This is a genomic window from Priestia sp. YIM B13489 (assembly GCF_042787645.1).
GTDB lineage: Bacteria > Bacillota > Bacilli > Bacillales > Bacillaceae_H > Priestia > Priestia megaterium.
Genome location: NZ_JBHZOQ010000053.1, coordinates 3,752,573 through 3,772,343, shown reverse-complemented (window position 1 = coordinate 3,772,343; position 19,771 = coordinate 3,752,573). Strand labels below are relative to the sequence as shown.

General features: G+C 39.3%; 20 protein-coding genes and 1 riboswitch. Of the genes, 12 read left to right on the top strand and 8 right to left on the bottom strand.

The window, feature by feature from the left end:
- Nucleotides 1-60: 60 nt before the first annotated feature.
- A complete protein-coding gene (locus ACFX4W_RS25305; protein ID WP_372586484.1) occupies nucleotides 61-792 on the bottom strand; it encodes an LCP family protein in 732 nt (243 codons plus the stop codon).
- Nucleotides 793-1,329: 537 nt separating this feature from the next.
- Between ACFX4W_RS25305 and ACFX4W_RS25300 the strand changes: the two genes are divergently transcribed.
- The 3 genes from ACFX4W_RS25300 to ACFX4W_RS25290 all read left to right on the top strand — a co-directional run bounded on the left by ACFX4W_RS25300 (nucleotide 1,330) and on the right by ACFX4W_RS25290 (nucleotide 3,982).
- Nucleotides 1,330-2,004, top strand: a complete 675-nt coding sequence (locus tag ACFX4W_RS25300) for a hypothetical protein (protein WP_162214849.1) — start codon at nucleotides 1,330-1,332, stop codon at nucleotides 2,002-2,004.
- A gap of 75 nt (nucleotides 2,005-2,079) precedes the next feature.
- Nucleotides 2,080-3,180 (top strand): M24 family metallopeptidase, encoded by a 1,101-nt coding sequence (locus ACFX4W_RS25295; protein ID WP_043978389.1) that lies wholly within the window; start codon nucleotides 2,080-2,082, stop codon nucleotides 3,178-3,180.
- Between the two features lie 223 nt (nucleotides 3,181-3,403).
- Nucleotides 3,404-3,982 (top strand): suppressor of fused domain protein, encoded by a 579-nt coding sequence (locus tag ACFX4W_RS25290; RefSeq protein WP_013084584.1) that lies wholly within the window; start codon nucleotides 3,404-3,406, stop codon nucleotides 3,980-3,982.
- Between the two features lie 41 nt (nucleotides 3,983-4,023).
- Here the strand turns inward: ACFX4W_RS25290 and ACFX4W_RS25285 are convergent, their stop codons facing one another.
- The 3 genes from ACFX4W_RS25285 to ACFX4W_RS25275 all read right to left on the bottom strand — a co-directional run bounded on the left by ACFX4W_RS25285 (nucleotide 4,024) and on the right by ACFX4W_RS25275 (nucleotide 6,236).
- Nucleotides 4,024-4,965, bottom strand: coding sequence for a DMT family transporter (locus tag ACFX4W_RS25285; protein WP_043978392.1), 942 nt, complete (start codon nucleotides 4,963-4,965; stop codon nucleotides 4,024-4,026).
- A complete protein-coding gene (locus ACFX4W_RS25280; RefSeq protein WP_043978395.1) occupies nucleotides 4,962-5,642 on the bottom strand; it encodes a GntR family transcriptional regulator in 681 nt (226 codons plus the stop codon). The genes ACFX4W_RS25285 and ACFX4W_RS25280 overlap by 4 nt, the downstream gene beginning before the upstream one ends.
- A 75-nt stretch (nucleotides 5,643-5,717) precedes the next feature.
- Nucleotides 5,718-6,236 (bottom strand): acyl-CoA thioesterase, encoded by a 519-nt coding sequence (locus ACFX4W_RS25275; protein ID WP_034649541.1) that lies wholly within the window; start codon nucleotides 6,234-6,236, stop codon nucleotides 5,718-5,720.
- 150 nt (nucleotides 6,237-6,386) lie between these two features.
- Between ACFX4W_RS25275 and cuyA the strand changes: the two genes are divergently transcribed.
- Nucleotides 6,387-7,379 carry a D-cysteate sulfo-lyase gene (gene cuyA, locus ACFX4W_RS25270; protein ID WP_043978405.1) on the top strand — a complete coding sequence of 331 codons (993 nt, stop codon included), beginning with the start codon at nucleotides 6,387-6,389 and terminating at the stop codon, nucleotides 7,377-7,379.
- Between the two features lie 35 nt (nucleotides 7,380-7,414).
- Here the strand turns inward: cuyA and ACFX4W_RS25265 are convergent, their stop codons facing one another.
- Nucleotides 7,415-8,764, bottom strand: coding sequence for a sensor histidine kinase (locus tag ACFX4W_RS25265; protein ID WP_043978408.1), 1,350 nt, complete (start codon nucleotides 8,762-8,764; stop codon nucleotides 7,415-7,417).
- On the bottom strand, nucleotides 8,761-9,432 hold the full coding sequence (locus ACFX4W_RS25260; protein WP_043978411.1) for a response regulator transcription factor: 672 nt from the start codon (nucleotides 9,430-9,432) through the stop codon (nucleotides 8,761-8,763). Before ACFX4W_RS25260 ends, ACFX4W_RS25265 begins: the two co-directional genes overlap by 4 nt.
- Before the next feature lie 222 nt (nucleotides 9,433-9,654).
- On the opposite strand from ACFX4W_RS25260, the gene ACFX4W_RS25255 reads away from it, so the two are divergent.
- Both ACFX4W_RS25255 and ACFX4W_RS25250 read left to right on the top strand, forming a co-directional pair.
- Complete coding sequence (locus ACFX4W_RS25255; RefSeq protein ID WP_013084577.1) at nucleotides 9,655-10,929, top strand: S1C family serine protease; 1,275 nt, start codon at nucleotides 9,655-9,657, stop codon at nucleotides 10,927-10,929.
- Nucleotides 10,926-11,828, top strand: coding sequence for a peptidyl-prolyl cis-trans isomerase (locus tag ACFX4W_RS25250; RefSeq protein WP_165575884.1), 903 nt, complete (start codon nucleotides 10,926-10,928; stop codon nucleotides 11,826-11,828). Before ACFX4W_RS25255 ends, ACFX4W_RS25250 begins: the two co-directional genes overlap by 4 nt.
- Nucleotides 11,829-12,102: 274 nt before the next feature.
- On the opposite strand, the gene ACFX4W_RS25245 is transcribed toward ACFX4W_RS25250, so the two are convergent.
- Nucleotides 12,103-12,558: an Lrp/AsnC family transcriptional regulator gene (locus ACFX4W_RS25245; protein ID WP_043978416.1), complete on the bottom strand. Its 456-nt coding sequence runs from the start codon at nucleotides 12,556-12,558 to the stop codon at nucleotides 12,103-12,105.
- 120 nt (nucleotides 12,559-12,678) lie between these two features.
- Between ACFX4W_RS25245 and ACFX4W_RS25240 the strand changes: the two genes are divergently transcribed.
- The 4 genes from ACFX4W_RS25240 (at nucleotide 12,679) to ACFX4W_RS25225 (ending at nucleotide 15,911) form a co-directional block, all read left to right on the top strand.
- A complete protein-coding gene (locus ACFX4W_RS25240) occupies nucleotides 12,679-13,137 on the top strand; it encodes a carboxymuconolactone decarboxylase family protein (RefSeq protein WP_013084575.1) in 459 nt (152 codons plus the stop codon).
- 115 nt (nucleotides 13,138-13,252) lie between these two features.
- Nucleotides 13,253-13,397: riboswitch (cyclic di-AMP (ydaO/yuaA leader) on the top strand.
- A 124-nt stretch (nucleotides 13,398-13,521) separates the two neighbouring features.
- Complete coding sequence (locus tag ACFX4W_RS25235) at nucleotides 13,522-14,181, top strand: potassium channel family protein (protein ID WP_013058591.1); 660 nt, start codon at nucleotides 13,522-13,524, stop codon at nucleotides 14,179-14,181.
- Between the two features lie 3 nt (nucleotides 14,182-14,184).
- Complete coding sequence (locus ACFX4W_RS25230) at nucleotides 14,185-15,504, top strand: TrkH family potassium uptake protein (RefSeq protein ID WP_280560121.1); 1,320 nt, start codon at nucleotides 14,185-14,187, stop codon at nucleotides 15,502-15,504.
- Nucleotides 15,505-15,830: 326 nt separating this feature from the next.
- The gene (locus ACFX4W_RS25225; RefSeq protein WP_016765202.1) at nucleotides 15,831-15,911 is read left to right on the top strand and encodes a YjcZ family sporulation protein; all 81 of its coding nucleotides are present in this window, start codon (nucleotides 15,831-15,833) and stop codon (nucleotides 15,909-15,911) included.
- Between the two features lie 187 nt (nucleotides 15,912-16,098).
- On the opposite strand, the gene ACFX4W_RS25220 is transcribed toward ACFX4W_RS25225, so the two are convergent.
- Entirely contained in the window at nucleotides 16,099-16,185 is an 87-nt protein-coding gene (locus ACFX4W_RS25220) for a YjcZ family sporulation protein (RefSeq protein WP_016765201.1), read from the bottom strand.
- A 174-nt stretch (nucleotides 16,186-16,359) separates the two neighbouring features.
- On the opposite strand from ACFX4W_RS25220, the gene ACFX4W_RS25215 reads away from it, so the two are divergent.
- Both ACFX4W_RS25215 and ggt read left to right on the top strand, forming a co-directional pair.
- Nucleotides 16,360-16,857, top strand: coding sequence for a tetratricopeptide repeat protein (locus ACFX4W_RS25215; RefSeq protein WP_230184466.1), 498 nt, complete (start codon nucleotides 16,360-16,362; stop codon nucleotides 16,855-16,857).
- A gap of 408 nt (nucleotides 16,858-17,265) precedes the next feature.
- Nucleotides 17,266-19,344, top strand: coding sequence for a gamma-glutamyltransferase (gene ggt / locus ACFX4W_RS25210; protein WP_080781592.1), 2,079 nt, complete (start codon nucleotides 17,266-17,268; stop codon nucleotides 19,342-19,344).
- Nucleotides 19,345-19,771 lie beyond the last annotated feature (427 nt).

Genomic DNA, 19,771 nt, shown 5'->3' with positions numbered 1-19,771 from the left:
GAAAAACAGAAGTTTTTTTGAATAGTATAAAAAAAGGTGTCCGCTAATGGACACCTTTTCCTAATTTAAAAATGACTGTAACGCTTGTTTGTTTTCTTCAAGGTCGATGCTTAAAACAGCACCAATACCGGATACTCGTTCATTTGAATAGGAACCTTCGACCGGTAAACGAAGAGATTTTAAATCTGGCTGATTCCCAACTAAGAAATCTTTTCCTATCACGATAAATGTTTTTGGAGGAATATTTGTATCCACATATGGATCAATGACGCCCCATAGCTTAGGAGCTTTTGCCAGCGTCTTTACTTGAAGAGCTTCATCCATTAATTTACCGATCACTTCTTGTTGACGCTTCACGCGCCCGAAATCACTTTGGCTATCATGTCGGAATCGCACGTATCCTAGTAATTTATCTCCGTGAAGAGTTTGCTTTCCAGGTTTTAGCGTCATGCCAATTCCTGATGACATTTCGTGCGGCACGGTAACCGTAATTCCCTCAGGGGCAATCGTATCGGCAACTTTAGAAAAACCTTTAAAATCAACAACGGCATAATAGTTTACATCTACGCCGAAATTTTCTTTAATTGTCTTACGCATTAATTCGGGCCCGCCAAATGCATAGGCTGAATTTAATTTGTTTTTGCCATGTCCAGGAATATCCACATATGAATCACGCATCAAAGAAACAATTTTAGGCTGATTGCTGTCTTTGTCATAATGAGCAATCATGATTGTATCGGCACGCGAATGTTCTTCACCTCGAGAGTCAATTCCAAGAAGCAGCACATTCATGCTATCTAAATTGGCACTTGCACCATTAAAATCAAATTGTCCATCTTTCCCAAAAGCTCCGTCTGCTTCTGCTAACCCTTGTTGGTATTGATAATACACATACGCACCAGCGGCGATTACAAGAATGAGAAAGAAAAGAAGTAGCTTTCTAAAGCGTTTCTTTTTTCTTTGCTTTTTTCTTTTATGTTGTTTACGTTCTGTACGTTCTTCCAAATGTCTCACCATCGCATTCAAAAATATTAATACTTTTTTGTTTGAAACCAATTATGCAAAAAATTATAAAACGACATAATAAAATTAACACTAAGGAATTAGATTAGCAAGTACGTTCACTAGTAAATCTGCGAAGACAGCTAAAATAAGAGAAGTGTACAAATAGAAGAAAGAGGAAATAAAGGTTATTTTTTTCAAGGATCTTTGTTATAATCTATCATAGTTAGGGGAAAAGTTCTGTCTTTTAAGAATGGAATAAGAGGAAAGTCTCTATTTGGGGAGAATCAAATATAGGTCTAAATGTAGAAAAAAGGAGTGAAGCGAATGAGTATATATGTGTCATCTTCGAACCTTGTGCTGATTCCAGAAGCGGCGTTAAGTCATTGGAAACCTTATGGCGCGGGGGAATTGACCGGAGCTATTATTTCAGGTAAAGATAGTGCTGAAATAATTAAAGAGCTTAATCAATCGTCTATTCTGCCTTTTACAAGTTTTTTCTATCGAAAGCATTTTGTTATTCTGTTTGATAAAGAACAAGTGAAAAATCATTTTGAACAGCTGCTTTTATTATATAAATCTCAGGGATATATTTTTTATTCTTCTACTTTATACGATGATCACTGGTCCCAGGTCCTTGAAGGAACGAAGCAGCTGCTAACGGTAAATGGACAAGTGGTGCCAGTGCTTGAGCTTGAACAAAACGGTGAATTTGATGTTGTGCGTGATGAAGGCGGTCTGCACATAGTGATAGATGATGACGAAGACGAAGAGAAGCAGCTAGAAAAAAAAGTTCATGAGCTTCCGCTTGAAGAAGGTACCTATTTTATTGGCGATCCGGGATTTGTTGAAAACCGGGACATGCTGGTGAAAGAATATTTTCCTAAAGGTACGTACGAATTTGTTTATAGATACGGAGAAAATGGCTGGCTGATGAAAGTAAGTATTCAGCGAAAAGCGATTAAAGAGCAGCTTACTACTCTTCACGCGGCTTTGTCTTAACCTCTATTCATTGTACAATATTGCTAAATAACTATGTTATAATAGTAATATTGTACAATGAAAGGGGTTTTTTTAATGGAAGCACGTTTACAAAAAGTCGTATCGTGGCTAAAAGAAAAGAATGTAGAAGCAGCCTTTATTTCGTCAACCGAAAACGTATTTTATTTAACTGGATTTCACACGGATCCGCATGAGCGTTTGCTTGGCTTATTTGTGTTTAACGAAGCGGAGCCGATGCTTGTTTGCCCATCAATGGAAGTGGGACAAGCAAAAGAAGCGGGCTGGAAGTTTGATGTGATTGGATATGAAGATCATCAAAATCCTTGGAAACTTATTAAAGAAGCTTTACATAAACGAAACGTAATAGATGTGAAAAAGGTTGCTGTAGAGAAAGAGCAGCTGCTGTATGCGAGAGCAGAAGAACTGCTTAGCTTATATCCAAACGCTGAGCTAGTCGGAGCAGAAGAGAAGTTAAATCAGCTGCGTTTAATTAAAGATGAGCGTGAAGTTGAGATTCTTCAAAAGGCAGCTGCCTTAGCTGATTTTGGTGTAGAAGTAGGTGTAGCTGCTTTAAAAGAAGGCGTTACGGAAATGGATGTTCTGGCTAAAATTGAATACGAGCTAAAGCGAAAAGGAATTCGTGAGATGTCGTTTTCAACGATGGTTTTATTTGGTGAAAAAACGGGAGAAGCGCATGGGAACCCAGGTCTTCGCACGTTAAAGCCAGGAGATATGGTTCTGTTCGATTTAGGTGTAGTGCTAGACGGATACTGTTCAGATATTACACGTACAGTCGCTTACAAGTCTATTAATGATAAGCAAAAAGAAATCTATGAAACGGTACAGCGCGCTGAGCAGGCAGCACTTGAAGCTTCCAAGCCCGGAACTCGCATTGGCGACTTGGACATGGTAGCACGCAATATTATTACAGAAGCAGGATATGGAGAGTATTTCTTGCATCGTCTTGGTCATGGTCTTGGCATCAGCGTGCATGAGTTTCCTTCAATGAGCCGCAACAATGACGATGTGCTTCAAGAAGGCATGGTATATACAATTGAACCGGGTATCTATATTCCAGGACTCGGAGGCGTGCGTATCGAAGATGATGTAATCATTACAAAAGATGGATACGAAACGTTAACGAAGTACCCAAAAGAATTACAAATTATTTCATAATAATGTCATGAAAAATAGAGGCTGCCATGGTGCAGGCTCTATTTTTTATGGGAAAAGAAAAAATTGGTTAAGGTTTCTCGTTTGCTTCTTGATACAATTTCATAGTATGTTACGAAACGATAACATTTCTATCACATTTTCTAAAAACTATATCGTAAGCGAGTGCAGTAGTATATGCTGTACAGTAGGGAGCTTTTTAAGGTCGCAAGCAAGGAGGTTTTTTATGAGTAATTTTACAAAAGATGAAGAATTAATTATACATAAAGCAATAGATGTATTTGGTCAAAAGGATCGAATTGAAGATTATTCAGATGAAAGAAAAAAGCATGGTATTCACGTTGTGGCGTGTGAAAACCATCCGCGTCAAGACGTAACCGCGTATGCAACGCTCGGTGGACATCAATGTCCGACAGGCTATACAGTTGGAGGGATCCCGCTTCGAATTGAAATCGTTGGGGCTTGTCATGAGGAATTCGGTATTTATTCTGCTATTTTAGCAAACTGTATTTTCCATATGATGAAATCTCATGTGTCCATCTTCCCAGGAGCTATTTATAAAGACGTTATTGCAGTGCTTGATGACAGCTTTCATATGCAGCACATTTTGCTGATTCCGCCGTTTTTATGGGATAATTTTTCAACGATTGAACTATCTGATAAAAAAGTAACGTTCCTGCAGGCCGTTCCGATTTCAGAAAATGAACGTGCTTTTGCACTTGAGTACGGAGTAGATTCGTTGCTAAGCCGCTTTGATGCTGAGCAGGTGAATGTCTTCAATTTAGAAAGAAGATCTGTTGTATAAACAAAAAGAGCGCCGACTAAGACGCTCTTTTTTGTTATTAATTAGTAGGTCAATTCTTTTTGCGGTATAGCTTTTTTATGACTTGTTTGGTAGCTGTGAAGGACCATGCCTGCTATGATAACTCCCATTCCAACCCAAGAAAGAATCGATGGCAAAGGACTTGATAGAAGGAAGACCTCTCCTAGCAGGGCAAATAAAACTTCCATCGATTGTGTAGCTTCAACTGCACCTAGCTTTTGAGAATCTTTTTTAACAAGGTCGGTTGCTGCAAAAAATAAAACTGTTGCACATACTCCTGAAAGTAAAGCAACTAAACCGCTTTGATAAATCTGAGTTGTTTTTGGTAGTCCATCGGTCACGCAGGCATAGACAGAAAGAATAATCCAAAACGGCAGGCTTGAAAGCGTCATTCCAAGCACGCGCTGAAACGTATTAAGTGACGACACTTCCATCATTTTACGGTTGCCAAGCGGGTACGCAAAAGAGGCAATTAAAATGGGAATGGTACAAAGCAAGGCAGTAGCGGCTGACAGTTCAGTCGCATGCTCAAGCTGCATGAGCACAACTCCTATTAAAATAATAAACGAAAAACCTAGCTGCTTGAAGGGAATGCCTCCTCGCTTCTTTCCTTCCTTGTAAAACAAAGGAGCTAGGAGAGACCCCGATAAAATTGTGATTTGCCAAGTTCCTGCAATAAGCCAGCCGGGACCGTAGGCTGAAGCAAAACAAAGAGGAGCGTAAAATAACCCAAATCCAACCGTGCTCCAAAGCAGCCATTTTTGAGGCTGGGCTTTTATTTCTGCCACCACAGGTTTAATACCACCCCAAAAATAAACGAGCACAAGTAAAAGAGGTACCATAAAAAAATAGCGCAGCGACGCGCTCCACGCCCAGCTGCCTCCTGATAAATCCATCGCTCGATTTAAAACGAATGTAAAAGCAAAAAAGAATGAGGCAGCAATGCCTAATAAAAGAGGCTTCACTTGGATTCCTCCTCACTTGTCAGCGCTTCACCTAGCGTCAGCCAGTTCGTTTCGACAAGCTGCGATGTCAGTGCGGCATCTTTTTGACCGCAAGCGTTTATGATTTCTTTGTGCTGATCAACCGAAGCAAGGCTAGCAAGAGACGAAAAACGAGCGATTTCCAGACGCTGAATTTTGGCGCTTGTTTGTTTTACAACACGTTCTAGCTCTATATTGTTCGCCCGTTTTAAAAAGACGGAATGAAATGCTTCATCCGCTTCGATCGCTTTAAGGACATTTCTTGTTTTGATTGCATGTTCTAGAGATTGATTGTGTTTGATTAGTTCGCCCATATCTTCTTCTTGTAACGAAGTACAAGCCAGCTTAGCAGCAAGTGCATGAAGAGCTGCGACGACAATAAAAGATTGTTTTGCCTCCTCAAGGTTTAATGGAGCCACTTTTGTAGAAGAGCCAGGTGTCGTTTGGACAAGGCCTTCATCTTCAAGCCTTTTTAATGCTTCTCGAACAGGAGTGCGGCTAACTCCAAACTGCTCAGCCAGTTCTTTATCCTGAAGCTTTTGTTCGGGCTGAAATTCAAGCATGACAATATTGTGTTTAAGTGTTTGATAGACTTCTTCCCTTAAAGAAAGTCGTTTGAGAGGTTGAATGTTATTTTTCATAAAACCAATATATCGCATATTACATTAAATAACAATGTGAAAACTAAAAAAACTTCGTCTAAAAAGCAGACAGCTGCTTTTTAGATGAAGAGCTTAATTACTGCTGCGCAAAGATTTAGATAAAATGCTCGCAATCGCTTTGCTGTGCTCAACCTGCGTTTTTTTGGATTCTTTTCGTTCAAGAGCTACTTTTTGAAGGCTTTTTTCTTCTTCAGTTTGAGCAATAACTTGAGGAACGGAGGCAGGTTTCCCGTTTTCTAATGCAACAAAGGTGAGAAAAGAAGTAGCTGCGATACGCTTAATGCCCGTTAATAAATTTTCGGCAATCACTTTAACAAAAATAATCATGGAGCTTTTTCCTGTAACAACAACGAATGCTTCATATGAAATAAAATCTTCTTCGGTGACGGGTTCGATAAAATCAACGTGATCAATGGAAGCCGTAACACACGTCTTTCGTGAATGTTTAGCTGCTGAAAGAGAAGCCGTCATGTCCATGTCAGCGACAATTTTTCCTCCAAAAAGGGTGTGGTGATTGTTTAGGTCATTTGGAAAAATGTGCTGTGATTTGACTACTCGTGAGACGCTGCAAAGTACTGCTTTTTCACTCATTGAAAACACTCCTTCAAACTGTTTATATGGTTTAATGTATGTTGACTACTTGTTCTTATGTATACAAGTTATAGAGAGCCCTTTCGTAAAAAGCTCTTCAAAAGCTTCTATATGGTAAAATAGAACAAATATGAAAGAGAGGATGAGAGCATGAACTTAACTCAATTTTCTAGAAGAAAATATACAGATTCCCCTACACCTTTAGAAAAGCTATCGGTTTTATCTCAGCAGTTAAATGGACCTTCAATTTATATGAAGCGAGATGATATGCTTGGACTGACAGGTGGCGGAAATAAGACACGCAAGCTTGAATATTTAGTAGCTGATGCAAAGGCGCAAGGAGCAGACGTGCTTGTAACGTGCGGTGCGATACAATCCAATCACTGTCGTTTGACGCTCGCTGCGGCTGTAAAAGAACAAATGAAATGCGTGCTCGTATTGGAAGAAGGCGAAAATAAAGCAAGCGATCAGCCCACAGGAAACTATTTTCTTTATCATTTATTAGGCGCTCATGACATGCGGTTTGTCGCTGAAGGTTCTGATTTGACAGCCGAAATGAAAACAGTAGAGCGAGAGCTAATTGAAAAAGGTCATAAACCGTATTTAATTCCAGTAGGAGGTTCGAATGTTATCGGTGCAACCGGATACGCTGCCTGTGCACAAGAGCTGCTTATGCAAAGCTATGAGCAGCAAATAAAGCTTAGCCATGTGGTTTGCACAAGCGGCAGCGGAGGCATGCATGCAGGATTAGTGGCAGGATTTCAAGGTCTTAAAAGTGACGTATCTGTTATTGGAATGAATGTCAGTCGTGCTAAAGAAGAGCAAGAAGTAAAAGTTGCCAAACTGACGAGTGAACTTTATGATCATTTACATAGTAAAACGCCTTTTAAAAAAGAAGAGATTGTATGTATGGATGAATACGTAGGTCCAGGGTATGCTGTTCCGACAGAAGAGATGGTGGAAGCAGTTAAACTTGTGGCCAGTACGGAAGGGATTTTATTGGATCCTGTGTATACGGGAAAAGCGATGGCTGGTCTAATTGATTTAATTCGAAAAGGTTATTTTAATAAGGATGAAAATGTGGTGTTTGTCCACTCAGGCGGTTCACCGGCTCTTTATGCCTATACATCAATTTTTTCATAAAAAAGCAAGGGATTCGAATCCCTTGCTTTTTTAGTTTATATAGGAATAGTAAGTGAAAACGTTACTCCGGTGTTCGTGTTTTCAGCCGTAATTGCTCCGTCGTGCATCGTAACAATACGCTTTACGATACTTAAGCCGATACCGAATTCACCGTTTGCTCCTTTTTTAAACGGTTCAAACAAGTGTTGAAGCACGCTTTGATCAATCGGCGGACCATCGTTGCTGATTGTACATTGAACGTTCGTTTGGTGTTTAGCAAGTGAAAGTGAAACCTTCGTCTCGGCATAGCGCAGCTGATTGTCGAGTACATTTTCAAGAACTTTTGTCCACAGTTCTTTATCTCCTTTAATCGTTGCGTTTGCGTCGTCAAATTCCCACTGTATTTCAGGGCGCCTCCACCGCAAGCGATCCACTACTTCATGAAGAAGTGCAGTAAAATCAAAGTCATCTTGTGCAAGCTGATGAGTGGACATATAGTCAAGTTTGGTTAAGTAAAGCAAATCGCGGATTTTTTTCTCAAGATTTTTGGATTCATCTTCAATAACTTTTACCGTTTGAGATAAATCACCTTTTGGATAAATGCCGTCTTGAATCGACTGAGCGTAGCTTTGAATCACCATAACCGGTGTTTTTAAATCGTGTGAAATATTTTGAAGCAGCGTTTGCTGTGCTTCATCTTTAGATACGAGCCTTTTGCGCATTTGCTCGATGGAGGCGCCTAGCTTGCCAATTTCATCGGAACGGTTGACTGTAACGGGCTCATGCCAATTTTGTTCGGCAATTTTTTTCACATCTTTTTCAAGTGATACAAGCGGCTTGCTTAAATATCTTGATAGCCAAATAGATGGAAGCCAGCTGAATAGAAATACAATTGAAATTACAAGAAGCAGCTGTTTAAACAGAGTAGAAGTGAGCGCGTTGCGATACGTATCCCACGAAAATGAAAGCAAAAAAGCAGGCTGTCCGTTTACGCTTACTTTTCGAATTACATAAAAAAGCGTCCGGTTGCCAAGATCTTTTTCATAGCGAGCGACGATTTTTCGCTGACTGATTGCATCTTCCTGTGCTTTTCTCAAAAAGTCTTGAGGCAACACCCGTGATGAAAAATACGAGATATCCGCATGTTCAGGTAATAAAATATGATCCACGGTTCGATTTCCAAGTGTTGGTTCACTGTCTTCGTTGCTAAAGTAGTATTCACCTGAGCGGCTTGGCAGTCCGTATTCTTTTAAAATATGCTGTTCATTTTCAATAGTGGTATAAATTTCATTCGTGAAGAACTGCCTGAGCGTCGTTGGGAATAAAATAGCGAGCAAAATTGAAATAAGCAGTAAAATACCGGAGATGACGAGCCAAATTTGAAATGCAAGCGACTTGTTTTTCATGCTTTCATCATCCGGTATCCATATCCATAAATCGTTTCAATTCGTGCTTGCGGCATTTTTTTACGCACGCGTCTTACTAAATCATCCACCACTCGGTCTGTGCCAAAATAATCTTCTCCCCAAATGAGATTCAGCAGCTGCTCCCGTGAAAAAGCCTGTCCAAGGTCTTTTGAGATAGTGACAAGAAAATCAAATTCTTTAGACGTTAAATCAATCGGCTTTCCATCTTCACTGACTGTACGGGTATGTAAATCGATTTCATAAGGAGTCAGCGTAATGGTATCGGTTTTCTTTTGATTGGAACCATATACGCGGTCTAGCAGTTTGTTTGCTCGAATAACTAGTTCACGAGGCAAAAAAGGCTTTGATAAATAGTCGTCGCTGCCCATCTCAAGCCCAAGAACCCGGTCAATATCGGCATCGCGGGCTGAAATGAAAATAACAGGCACTTGGGGCGTTTGCTGCTTGATTTCGCGAATGAGCTGATACCCGTCAATGTCAGGCAGCATAATATCTAAAATCCACAGATGCGGAGGAGTTGCAATCATTTCTTTGGCGTCCGTGCCGTTAAAAAATGAGCGAACGTCCCAGCCTTCTTTTTGAAGGTAAAGGGTTAAAACTTCGTTTAAATTTTGTTCATCCTCTACTAAATATAGTGTAAAGCTCAAATTTGACACCTTCCTCTGAATATATGAAAATTAAGGTAAATAAAGCATATTACGCCATATGTGCGCGTTTCTTTAAAGGTCTATGTACCCGCTATTATACTACGTGTTTGCTGTTATAAAGAAATTTTTCACAATTTCACACATTGTTTTGATACTTATCCCAAACTTTTATTTTATAGTATAGATAACATAAAATTTGCTACGTTAAAAGGAGTGTTTTTCATGGATCCACGTGATTATGAAAGAGAGCAAGAACGAAAAGAAGAATATGAAAACCGCCAGCAGCGATACGATCAGTATCAGCCTGCGTCATCATCACAGCCTCCAAGAAGACGCTTATTTCCAGTGATTGCATCTTCTATCGCCGGAGCAGTACTTGGAGGAGGAATTGTGCTATACGGTGCTCCGCAGCTGGGGTTAATGGATTCAGCTGATACGCAAACAGCGAATCAAACAACGCAGACTCAAACGGCAACAACAACGAGCACAACGCCTCGAACAGTAAGCACAACCGTGAATCAGTCAGATCTTGTTTCAGTTGTAAATAAAGTATCAGCTGCTGTTGTAGGCGTGAACAATATTCAACAGCAAACAAATCCATTTTCTGGAGATACCCAAACCCAAGAAGCAGGAACGGGTTCCGGTGTTATTTTCAAAAAAGAAAATGGAAAAGCATACGTTGTGACCAATAACCACGTTATTGACGGCGCAAGCGAAGTAGAAGTGTCACTTTCAAACGGACAAAAAGAAAAAGCTAAGATTGTCGGAGCTGATGCGCTAACGGATTTAGCGGTGCTTGAGATGTCTGACAAAAATGTTGAACAAGTGGCGAAGTTCGGGAAATCATCGGATTTAGTAGCGGGTGAAACGGTGCTTGCAATCGGAAATCCTCTTGGTGAACAGTTTTCTCGTACGGTCACACAAGGTATCGTGAGCGCAGCAAAACGCTCTGTCCCTATTTCAGAAAATTGGAACGTAGATGCAATTCAAACGGATGCGGCGATTAATCCAGGAAACAGCGGCGGTGCACTTATCAATTCTTCCGGTGAAGTAGTCGGCATCAACAGTATGAAAATTTCAGAAGACAATGTAGAAGGCATCGGCTTTGCTCTTCCAAGTGATGAAGTGCAGCCGACGATTGAACAGCTGATGAAAAATGGGAAAATAACGCGTCCATATATGGGGGTAGGTCTTCAAGATGTAGGTCAGCTTTCAGCTGCAACAAAACAAAACCAGCTAGGCCTAACAAGCGATACGTCTGAAGGAGTTGTCGTAACGACGGTTGAACCATTCTCTTCTGCTTCTGATGCAGGTTTACAATCAAAAGACGTGATTGTTGCCATCGATGGAAACGAAGTCAAAACATCCAGTGATTTACGTCAATATCTATACACAAAACGTAAAGTAGGAGACACGGTAAAATTAGACGTGTATCGAAATGGAAAAAAACAAACTATTTCTCTGAAGCTTTCAGAACAGCAGGATAACAATGGATGAGTTCAACACCGTTAAAGCTGCTGCTAGCAGTATTAACAGCGTTCGGATTTTTAACCGGCTGCGGAGGGAAGCATTCAAACACGATGTTTCCTTCTGTAGAAATTAGTCAGCTATCTTCTATCAAAGAACTGGCAGCGTATGAGGGAGGCAAGGTGACAGGAGCTGAATTCAACCGTTTTTTAGCCGTTGAAGGGTTCTTAAATCCAGATGCTCCTCTAAATGATACAAGCTACCGCAAAGAGTTATTGCGGCAGCTTGTTATGCAAAAAATCTTAATTTCCCATCTAAAGACAAGCGATAAAGTACAAAAACAAGTTGAGGATATGTGGAAGCAAATTAAACGCTCATATGACGAGGATACAAGAAAACAAGGTTATGAAGTGTTAAATATTCGTTCCAGTGATGTAACCAACCAGCTAACGAATCAGTTTAAATTAGAAGAATATTTCCGCAAACAAATTACGTCTGATGAACTAACTGCTTACTATAAACGTATTGAAAACGATCTAACGCGCGTATCTTTTACGCAGCTGGCTTTTTCCACTTTACATGATGCCGCTGCCGCTGCGGCTGAACTGCAAAAGGGAACATCGCTTCAGGACGTTCAAAAAAAATATGCTGAATTCCAGACAGTGAGCAAAATAGAGAATGCTGATAATCTAAAGCTTTCAAGTCTATCTCCTTCTTTTATAGATGTTTTAAAAAAACAGCACATCGGAGAGAGTAGTGAGCCCATTAAAATGGGTAAAGTTTATTATATTCTTATTTTAAAACAAAAAGATAAAAAAACGGAATCAGAAGTCAAAGAAGAAATGATGAAAGAACTTGTTTTGAATCATATCAACCGGTATATCCAGGATCAACTGCCAAGGTTTCACGTGACGTTCAGCCTTAGGTAGTTTCCTTTTATATAGATTGATTGTTTTCAAAAAACAAGCAGGTAAAAGAGCTTTCTATTAATAGAGAGCTCTTTTACATTTTTAAGTAGACAGAAATGTCGGCACCTGATAAAATGAAGTTGTAAAACTTTCATTATTCGGAAAATTTATACCCTCCAGCTTTGGAGGGTTATTTTTTATGCTGTTGGACGAATAAAAGAGGCTGGGACAAAAGTAGTGTAATGGAAAGAAGATCCGAACGATGATTCGTTCGGATTTTTTCGTTACGTTTCAATCACTTTTCATCTTTTAAATGACTCAATAATGCAGGAGCCATCTCTACGTGAGAAAGGGCGATGTGTGAAATCGTTTTGGCATAAGGTGTAATTTCGTTAATAAATTGTTCGAGTATGTGCAGGTGAGGAAGCTGAAGCTTTGTAATAAAGCAGGCTTGCCCGGCGATGCGTTCACAGAATAAAGCGTAGGGATACTGAGAAATAAATCGTTTAAAACGCTCGTGCTCTCCGTTTTTCATCGTTACTTCAATAAAACACGACACGGGCAAATGCAGCTTTTCATAATCAATATCAATCGTATACCCTTTTATAACGCCAAAGCTCTCTAGCTGTCGTACTCGCTCTGCCACCGAAGGAGGAGACAAGTTAATTTGTTTTCCTAGCTCTCGTAAGGAAAGGCGGCTGTTTTGCTGCAGCGCCTGCAAAATCGATAAATCAATTTCATCAATTTTCAATTGAAAACCTTCTTTCTCATTAACGTTTCATTTGATTAGTAATAGTAGATAAGATGTTTTATATGTAATCTGAAATTTCCATTTTTCTTACTATAATAATTAAAAAGGAGTGAGTAAAAAATGGCAAGAGTTTTGTTAGCAAACGAAGAGGGAACAAATTTTGAAAAAGCATTGAATTTAATTCCGCATGTAAAAAGATTGTATGATGAGCTTTACGACACGCTTTGGAACAGCGATATAGTAGAAAAAGAGACTAAGGAAAAAATAAGGCTTTATCTAGCAGGTGTTAACGGCTGTGAGACGTGTATGAGCATGTCATATGTAGGCGATGAGACGCTTAATCAAAAAGTGTTAAGAGAAAAAGAGCTGGAAGAAAAAGATCGCCTGCTGTTTCGATTTATTGATGTATACCGGGTGCGTCCAAGGGAGTTGACGGATGCTGATATGAATCAATTAAAGAAATTTTACAGTGATACGCAGCTGTTAGAGCTTTTAGCTGTTATTAATTTATTTGATCAATTTCACAAAATGATTGTCAGTTTAGATTTATACGATTTTTGCAGCTTGCAGGGCAAGTGAGGTCTTCCCTAAAAATATCTTGACAGACAAAATCCACAGGAGTAAGATAGCTTTCGTGAAGTGAAATGTATCATGAATCGAATCGATTATTCTAAAAAATAGATCATAGACATTTGAATAAAAATCGCTTAATCCATTACGGAGCGGAGGACCCATTATTTACGCACATATTGTGCTCCGGGGTGAATCCTTAAACAGGTAGGGTTACTCTTAAAACCCGAACCCGACAGCTAACTTCGCAAGCGTTTTGAGGGGGAAGAGTGTGAAAAAACACAGGAGCCTTCCTGTGTTTTTTTGCGCTTTTTTTAAGAAAAAGATGTAATTTTTTAGAAAAAGTATAAGCTAAGAGAACACACAGCAGTTGAAGAAAGGAATAAATACATTATGAAAAAACAGTTTGCTGTATTGGGATTAGGTCGTTTTGGAGGCAGTTTGGTTGAAGAGTTTGCTAATCTGGATGTGGATGTGCTCGCTATTGACCGCAATCAGGAGGTAGTAAATAAATTTAGCAACTCAGCTACATATGTTGTGCAGGCGAATGCAATTGATGAAGCTAGCTTAAAGGGGCTAGGTATTCGCAATGTTGATCATGCTCTTATTTCGTTTGGGGATGATATCGAAGCGAGCGTGCTCGCAACGATGCTTTTAAAAGATATGGGCGTTAAGCAAGTATGGGTAAAAGCAGTGAATATGTATCATCAAAAGGTGCTGGAGAAAATAGGAGCGGACAAAGTCATTCATCCTGAGCGCGATATTGCTAAGCGTATTGCTCATCACGTGGTGTCAGAAAAGATCATTGATTACATTGAACTGTCAAAGGATTATAGTATTGTCGAAATTGTGGCCTCTAAGAAACTTCATAATAAAACGCTGTTTGATTTGAACATTCGTGCCAAGTACGGCTGCAACATTATCGGCTTTCAGCGAAAAGACGGGGAAATGGTGATTTCGCCTACCGCGCATGAAATAATTGAACAAGGAGATATGCTGATTGTTATCGGACATAATCGCGATTTGAACCGTTTTGAAGAAGAAGGAGTTTAACTTATGAAAAAACAAATCATTAAACTCACCCCTCCGCAGCTGCTTGTCTCCATTTTTGGCGGAGGAATTATTATAGGTGCTCTTCTATTGATGATGCCTGTTTCTACTACTGAGCCCATCCGGTGGGTAGACGCCCTTTTTACGTCTACTTCCGCGATGACAGTAACCGGCTTAGCCGTCGTAGATACAGGTACGCGTTTTACCGTCATTGGTCAAACGATTATTATGCTGTTAATTCAAATAGGCGGTCTTGGCATTATGTCATTTGCCGTGTTGATTTTTATGATGCTAGGTAAAAAAATTGGATTTAAAGAGCGTATGCTCGTTCAGCAGGCATTAAATCAAACGAGCATCGGCGGAGTTGTCCTGCTAGTTAAAAGACTGTTTATCTTTTCATTTTTAATTGAGTTTGTTGCACTTATCTTTCTAGCGATACGCTGGGTTCCGGAGTTCGGATGGTCTAAGGGGCTGTTCTTTAGCTTGTTTCATTCGATTTCGGCTTTTAATAACGCAGGGTTCGGACTATTATCTGACAGCCTGGTTCAGTATGTAGGAGATCCCATTATTAACATAACGATTTCTTTTTTGTTCATTATCGGTGGATTAGGGTTTACCGTCCTTGCAGATATGTGGGTAAAAAAATCCTATAAAAAGCTAACGCTGCATTCGAAAATTATGATCATCAGCACGTTTGCGATTAACGTGGTTGCCATGCTTTTTATTTTTTTCTTGGAGTACAGCAATCCACATACGCTCGGAAGTTTGTCATTAGGAGACAAAGTGTGGGCATCTTATTTTCAAGCTGTAACGACACGTACAGCAGGTTTTAATAGTATCGATATAGGAAGTTTGCATGATTCCACTATATTTTTAATGGTTATGTTAATGTTTATTGGTGCAGGAAGTGCTTCAACAGGAGGCGGTATCAAACTCACGACGTTTGTGGTGATTATTTTTTCTGTATGGGCATTTTTACGAAGCCGGGAAGATATTGTGCTATTAAAGAGACGACTTCTTCCTCTTCACGTGTTTAAGGCACTAGCCATCACGATGATTTCAATTATGTTTGTATTTGGGGCCATTTTCCTGTTAAATATTTCGGAAAACCTGCCGTTTGTAAAAATTATGTTTGAAGTTGTTTCTGCATTTGGAACAGTAGGTTTATCGATGGGAGCAACTTCTGAACTTTCGTACTTTGGACGCGTGATTATTATCTTTATCATGTTTTTAGGAAAAGTGGGGCCATTAACGCTTGCGTTTTCATTATCTAAGCAAAAGCGTGAAGCCGTTCGTTATCCAAATGAAGATATAATGCTGGGGTAGAAAAATCGCCTTCGATGAGGCGATTTTTTTATATTATTTATACGTTCAAGACATATAAGAGGTTACGCACAAAACAGTTGCGATGAATAAAAAGAAGGCAAAGACAAGAACAATGGGCAATTTAGAATGTCGGCGCATTAAAGGCCCCCCTTTTTTATAGTAAAAAAATCTCTTACTATATATAACGAAAGAAACAAAAATATGATTCACTTTTTTGACGAAATTTGAAGGTTTTTCTCGTTAAAAAAATCCGCACCCCTGTCCTAAACATTTTGCCAAGCTGTTGCATACACTAAAAGCAGATAACAGGAAGTGAGGGATGGTACGTGGGAAAACAAAATTTTGCGTTAATCGTTGTGTTATTTGTTTTACTTGTTATTGTAGGTGCGTCTGGCTTTCGCTTTTAAACGTTAACTTTATTTGCGCATAGCCCCCGTCAAAAAGGGCATACTAGGCGGAAGTAAAAACCAAAAATTTCTTCAATATTGCCGAACAATGAGTTCCTCTACTCATTCATCTAATCGGTATGTAGCCATGCGAAAGCATGGTTTTTTTTGAAATAAGAGGATGAATGATGTTCATCCCCTCTAAAAATTAGTAGTAGCAAGAACATCCTACGATTACTAATAGAATAAATAAAACAACGATAAATGAAAAACCAAAACCGCCTTTTGCGCCCATATGTGTAACCTCCTTTAATAAAATTCTCTATATCCTATGTACTAATTGGGTTAAGTGATTGAGAAATTTGCCTATTTTTTAACGGTAACGATCTTTTGAGAAAAATGAAGAACACTTACTTTTTTCATTTGTGCAGAAATCCTTTATGATAAAGAGGAAAAGGAGGGCAAAGTGGTGGGAATACATGTAGAATACGTCATGAATCAGCTAGAAGAGGGTAAGTGGAAAGAGATCAAACGTGAAATTCAACAAGAAATGAAGAAAAAACCTCAAGCATCTGATTTGTACTGTTACTTAGCAGTTTGTTTAGCAAAGCAAATCGAAGAATCGATTATTTTTGAAAAAATGGTATTAAATTTAGAAATGGACAGAGCTCTTCATCAGGCATTAACATTAAATCCATCTTCAAGCTTGGCGCATTTCGTTCGAGGAATAAAATACCGGGAAACTCCGCTTATGTTTGGAGGGAATTACGAAAAATCGCTGTCTTACTTGCAGCGGGCCCAAGATCTTGGTTTTGAAGGGGTTATGCTGCCGCTCGAACTCGCAAAAACCTATATTCAATTAAAAGAAATGGAAAAAGCGAAAGAACAAATCGCTTATGCCCGGGAAATCAATCCTACTCACGCGGATATTAAAAAAGTCGAAAACATGCTGCAAACAGGACGGTGAATCAAAAGTCCTGTTTTATTTTTGGTTTTTAGGAAACATATGCTGATTTTCATAAAGAATTGCTTTTTATATAACAATAAGAATATTTATAGAAATTTTAAGAAGTGCATGTAAGTCCAACGACTTCTTAACTGCTAGATTTTCTATATTATTAGAGCGTTCAGTCTACATAATTCCAAAAATAGTAAGAAACTATCAGCCTATGGATAAATTGTTAGAAAATATAGATAATTGTAAATGAATAGAGAAAAGTTAAACATGGGACTAACTAAAAAAAGCAAAGGTCTGATTTACTTTGCTTTTTATTTATACACATATGTAAAAAATATCATAATAAACCAATTTATTCTTTGTGAAATCCATCGTTTCAGACGATGTGAAATAATGTATTTGAAGGAGGAGACCCAGGTGAAGGTTATGAAGATGTTGGTTATTGCATTATTTAGTTTAAGTTTAGTTGTCACACCAGCTGCTGCTGAAGTTCCGGGTGTCGACCATTCAATGAAACGAGGTGCTACACAAGGAATTGTAGCGGCATCTCACCCGCTGGCTGCTGAAGCGGGAAGGAAAGTTTTAGCTGAAGGCGGAAATGCTGTGGACGCGGCAGCTGCCATTCAATTATCTCTCAACGTTGTGGAACCGATGATGTCAGGTATCGGCGGCGGCGGCTTTATGATGATTTATGAAAAAAAGAAAGATAAAATTACGATGCTAGACAGCCGTGAAATGGCACCAGCTGATGTCACGCCTAAGCTGTTTTTAGATTCAAAAGGAAAAGTCATCCCTTTCAGTAAGCGTCACATAACAGGAAAAGCAGTTGGAGTTCCTGGTACGCTAAAAGGAGTAGAAACAGCCCTTAAAGATTATGGAACAATGGACTTATCAGATGTTATTAAACCAGCTATTGCTCAAGCAGAACAAGGAATCAAAGTAAATTGGTCGATGGCTCAGTACATTGATGAAAATGTGGACAAGCTTGAAAGATACCAAACGGCCGGTAATGTATTCGTGCCGAATGGCAAGCCGTTAAAAGAAGGAGATAAGCTTGTTCAGCCGGATCTTGCTAAAACATTAAAGCTTATTCAAAAAGAAGGATCAGACGCTCTTTATAAAGGAGAAATTGGAAAAGCGCTTGTTAAAGAAGTTCAAAAACGCGATGGAAGCATGACCATGGATGATTTGAAAAATTACGTTGTAAAAGAACGTGAGCCGGTTAAAACAACTTACCGAGGCTACGATGTGGTTAGTGCGGCTCCTCCTAGCTCCGGCGGATTAACCGTTCAGCAGATTTTAAAGCTAATGGAAGGTTATGATGTAGAAAAAATGGGTTCCAATACGCCTCAGTATTTGCAGCATTTAACGGAAGCGATGCACTTAGCTTTCGCGGATCGCGCGGCGTATATGGCAGATGAAGACTTTTACGAAGTGCCGAAAAAAGGACTGTTAGATGAAGATTATATTAAAGAACGTCGTAAATTAATTAATCCAAACAAAGCAACGCCTAACGTCAAAGAAGGAGACCCTTGGAAATATGAAGGAAAAGAAAATCCAAATAAAGCAACAGTAAAGGAAGAAAATCCAATCGGCCAAACGACTCATTTCTCTGTTGTAGACAAATGGGGAAACATGGTTTCTTACACGACTACCATTGAACAAGTTTTTGGTTCAGGAATTATGGTTCCTGACTACGGATTTATGCTCAACAATGAAATGACGGATTTTGATGCCACTCCGGGAGGCGTGAACCAGGTTGAGCCTAAAAAACGTCCTCGAAGCAGCATGTCTCCAACGATGCTGTTAAAAGACGGAAAGCCGTTCATGGCAATTGGCTCACCGGGAGGCCCAACCATTATTGCGTCTGTAGCAGAAACGATTATGAATGTTATTGACCATAAGATGCCGATTCAAAAAGCGATTTTAACACCTCGTATTTATTCAGGCGGCTATCCAACCGTAAGATGGGAACCTGGCTTTAGCCAAGATACACTTCTTGAAATGATGGCTAAAGGACATGCGTTTGAAGAAAAGCCTGAGCATATTGGAAACGTTCAAGCGGTTATCTATGACTATGAAACGGGGAAAATGTACGGAGGCGCTGATAATACGCGCCAAGGCACGGTATTAGGAGTAGACGCAATTAAATATGTATCCAAACAGCCAAAACCAATTAAAGAAGAGAAAAAAGGAGAGTTTACAGTTGAAGTCAACCGTGCCGTTTATCCATTTACTGATAAGCAAGTGAAGCTGATTGATGGAAAGCCTTACGTTCAATCCGATCGCCTGCTGTTAGGCTTAGGCGTCATTGATTCGAGTGACTTAAAGCTGTATAAACCAAATCATCACTCTTATTTATCAGTTATCAAAGTAGCCAAATCACTTGGCTACAAAGTGAAATGGGATGACAAAAAGAAAGTGGTCTCATTAGAAAAAGATCCTGGTGAAGACGATACAGGCGATGATGAAGACGGAGACGTTATTACAAATTAAAAAAGAGACTGGGACAAAAGTATTTTAGGTGAAGAAAAATCCGAACGATGAATTGAGATTCTTGATGAAGAATCCAACTCGTTCGGATTTTTTTATGGGTATGACAAATGTAGGTTTTCTGTGTGTAGTTACTTCTAGCTGTTGAATGGAATTTATTATGTCGCATCTCTTTTTTATGAAAGCAAATAAAATTGGCGATTTTAAACCAAACGACAAAAAAATTGGCGTGGTTTGCCAAAAAGTTGTAGAAATCGACAGTTTTTTTGGCGCATGTAAGAAAACCCATGATAAAAAGACTGATAGAATGCTACAAACAAAGTTGGCATCATTTTTGCATAAGAAATAGATGAGGGGCTGTATCAATGAAAAAAATACATAGTTAAATAAACACCTATGTTTACTTCACACAAAATAAAATGCAACGGAG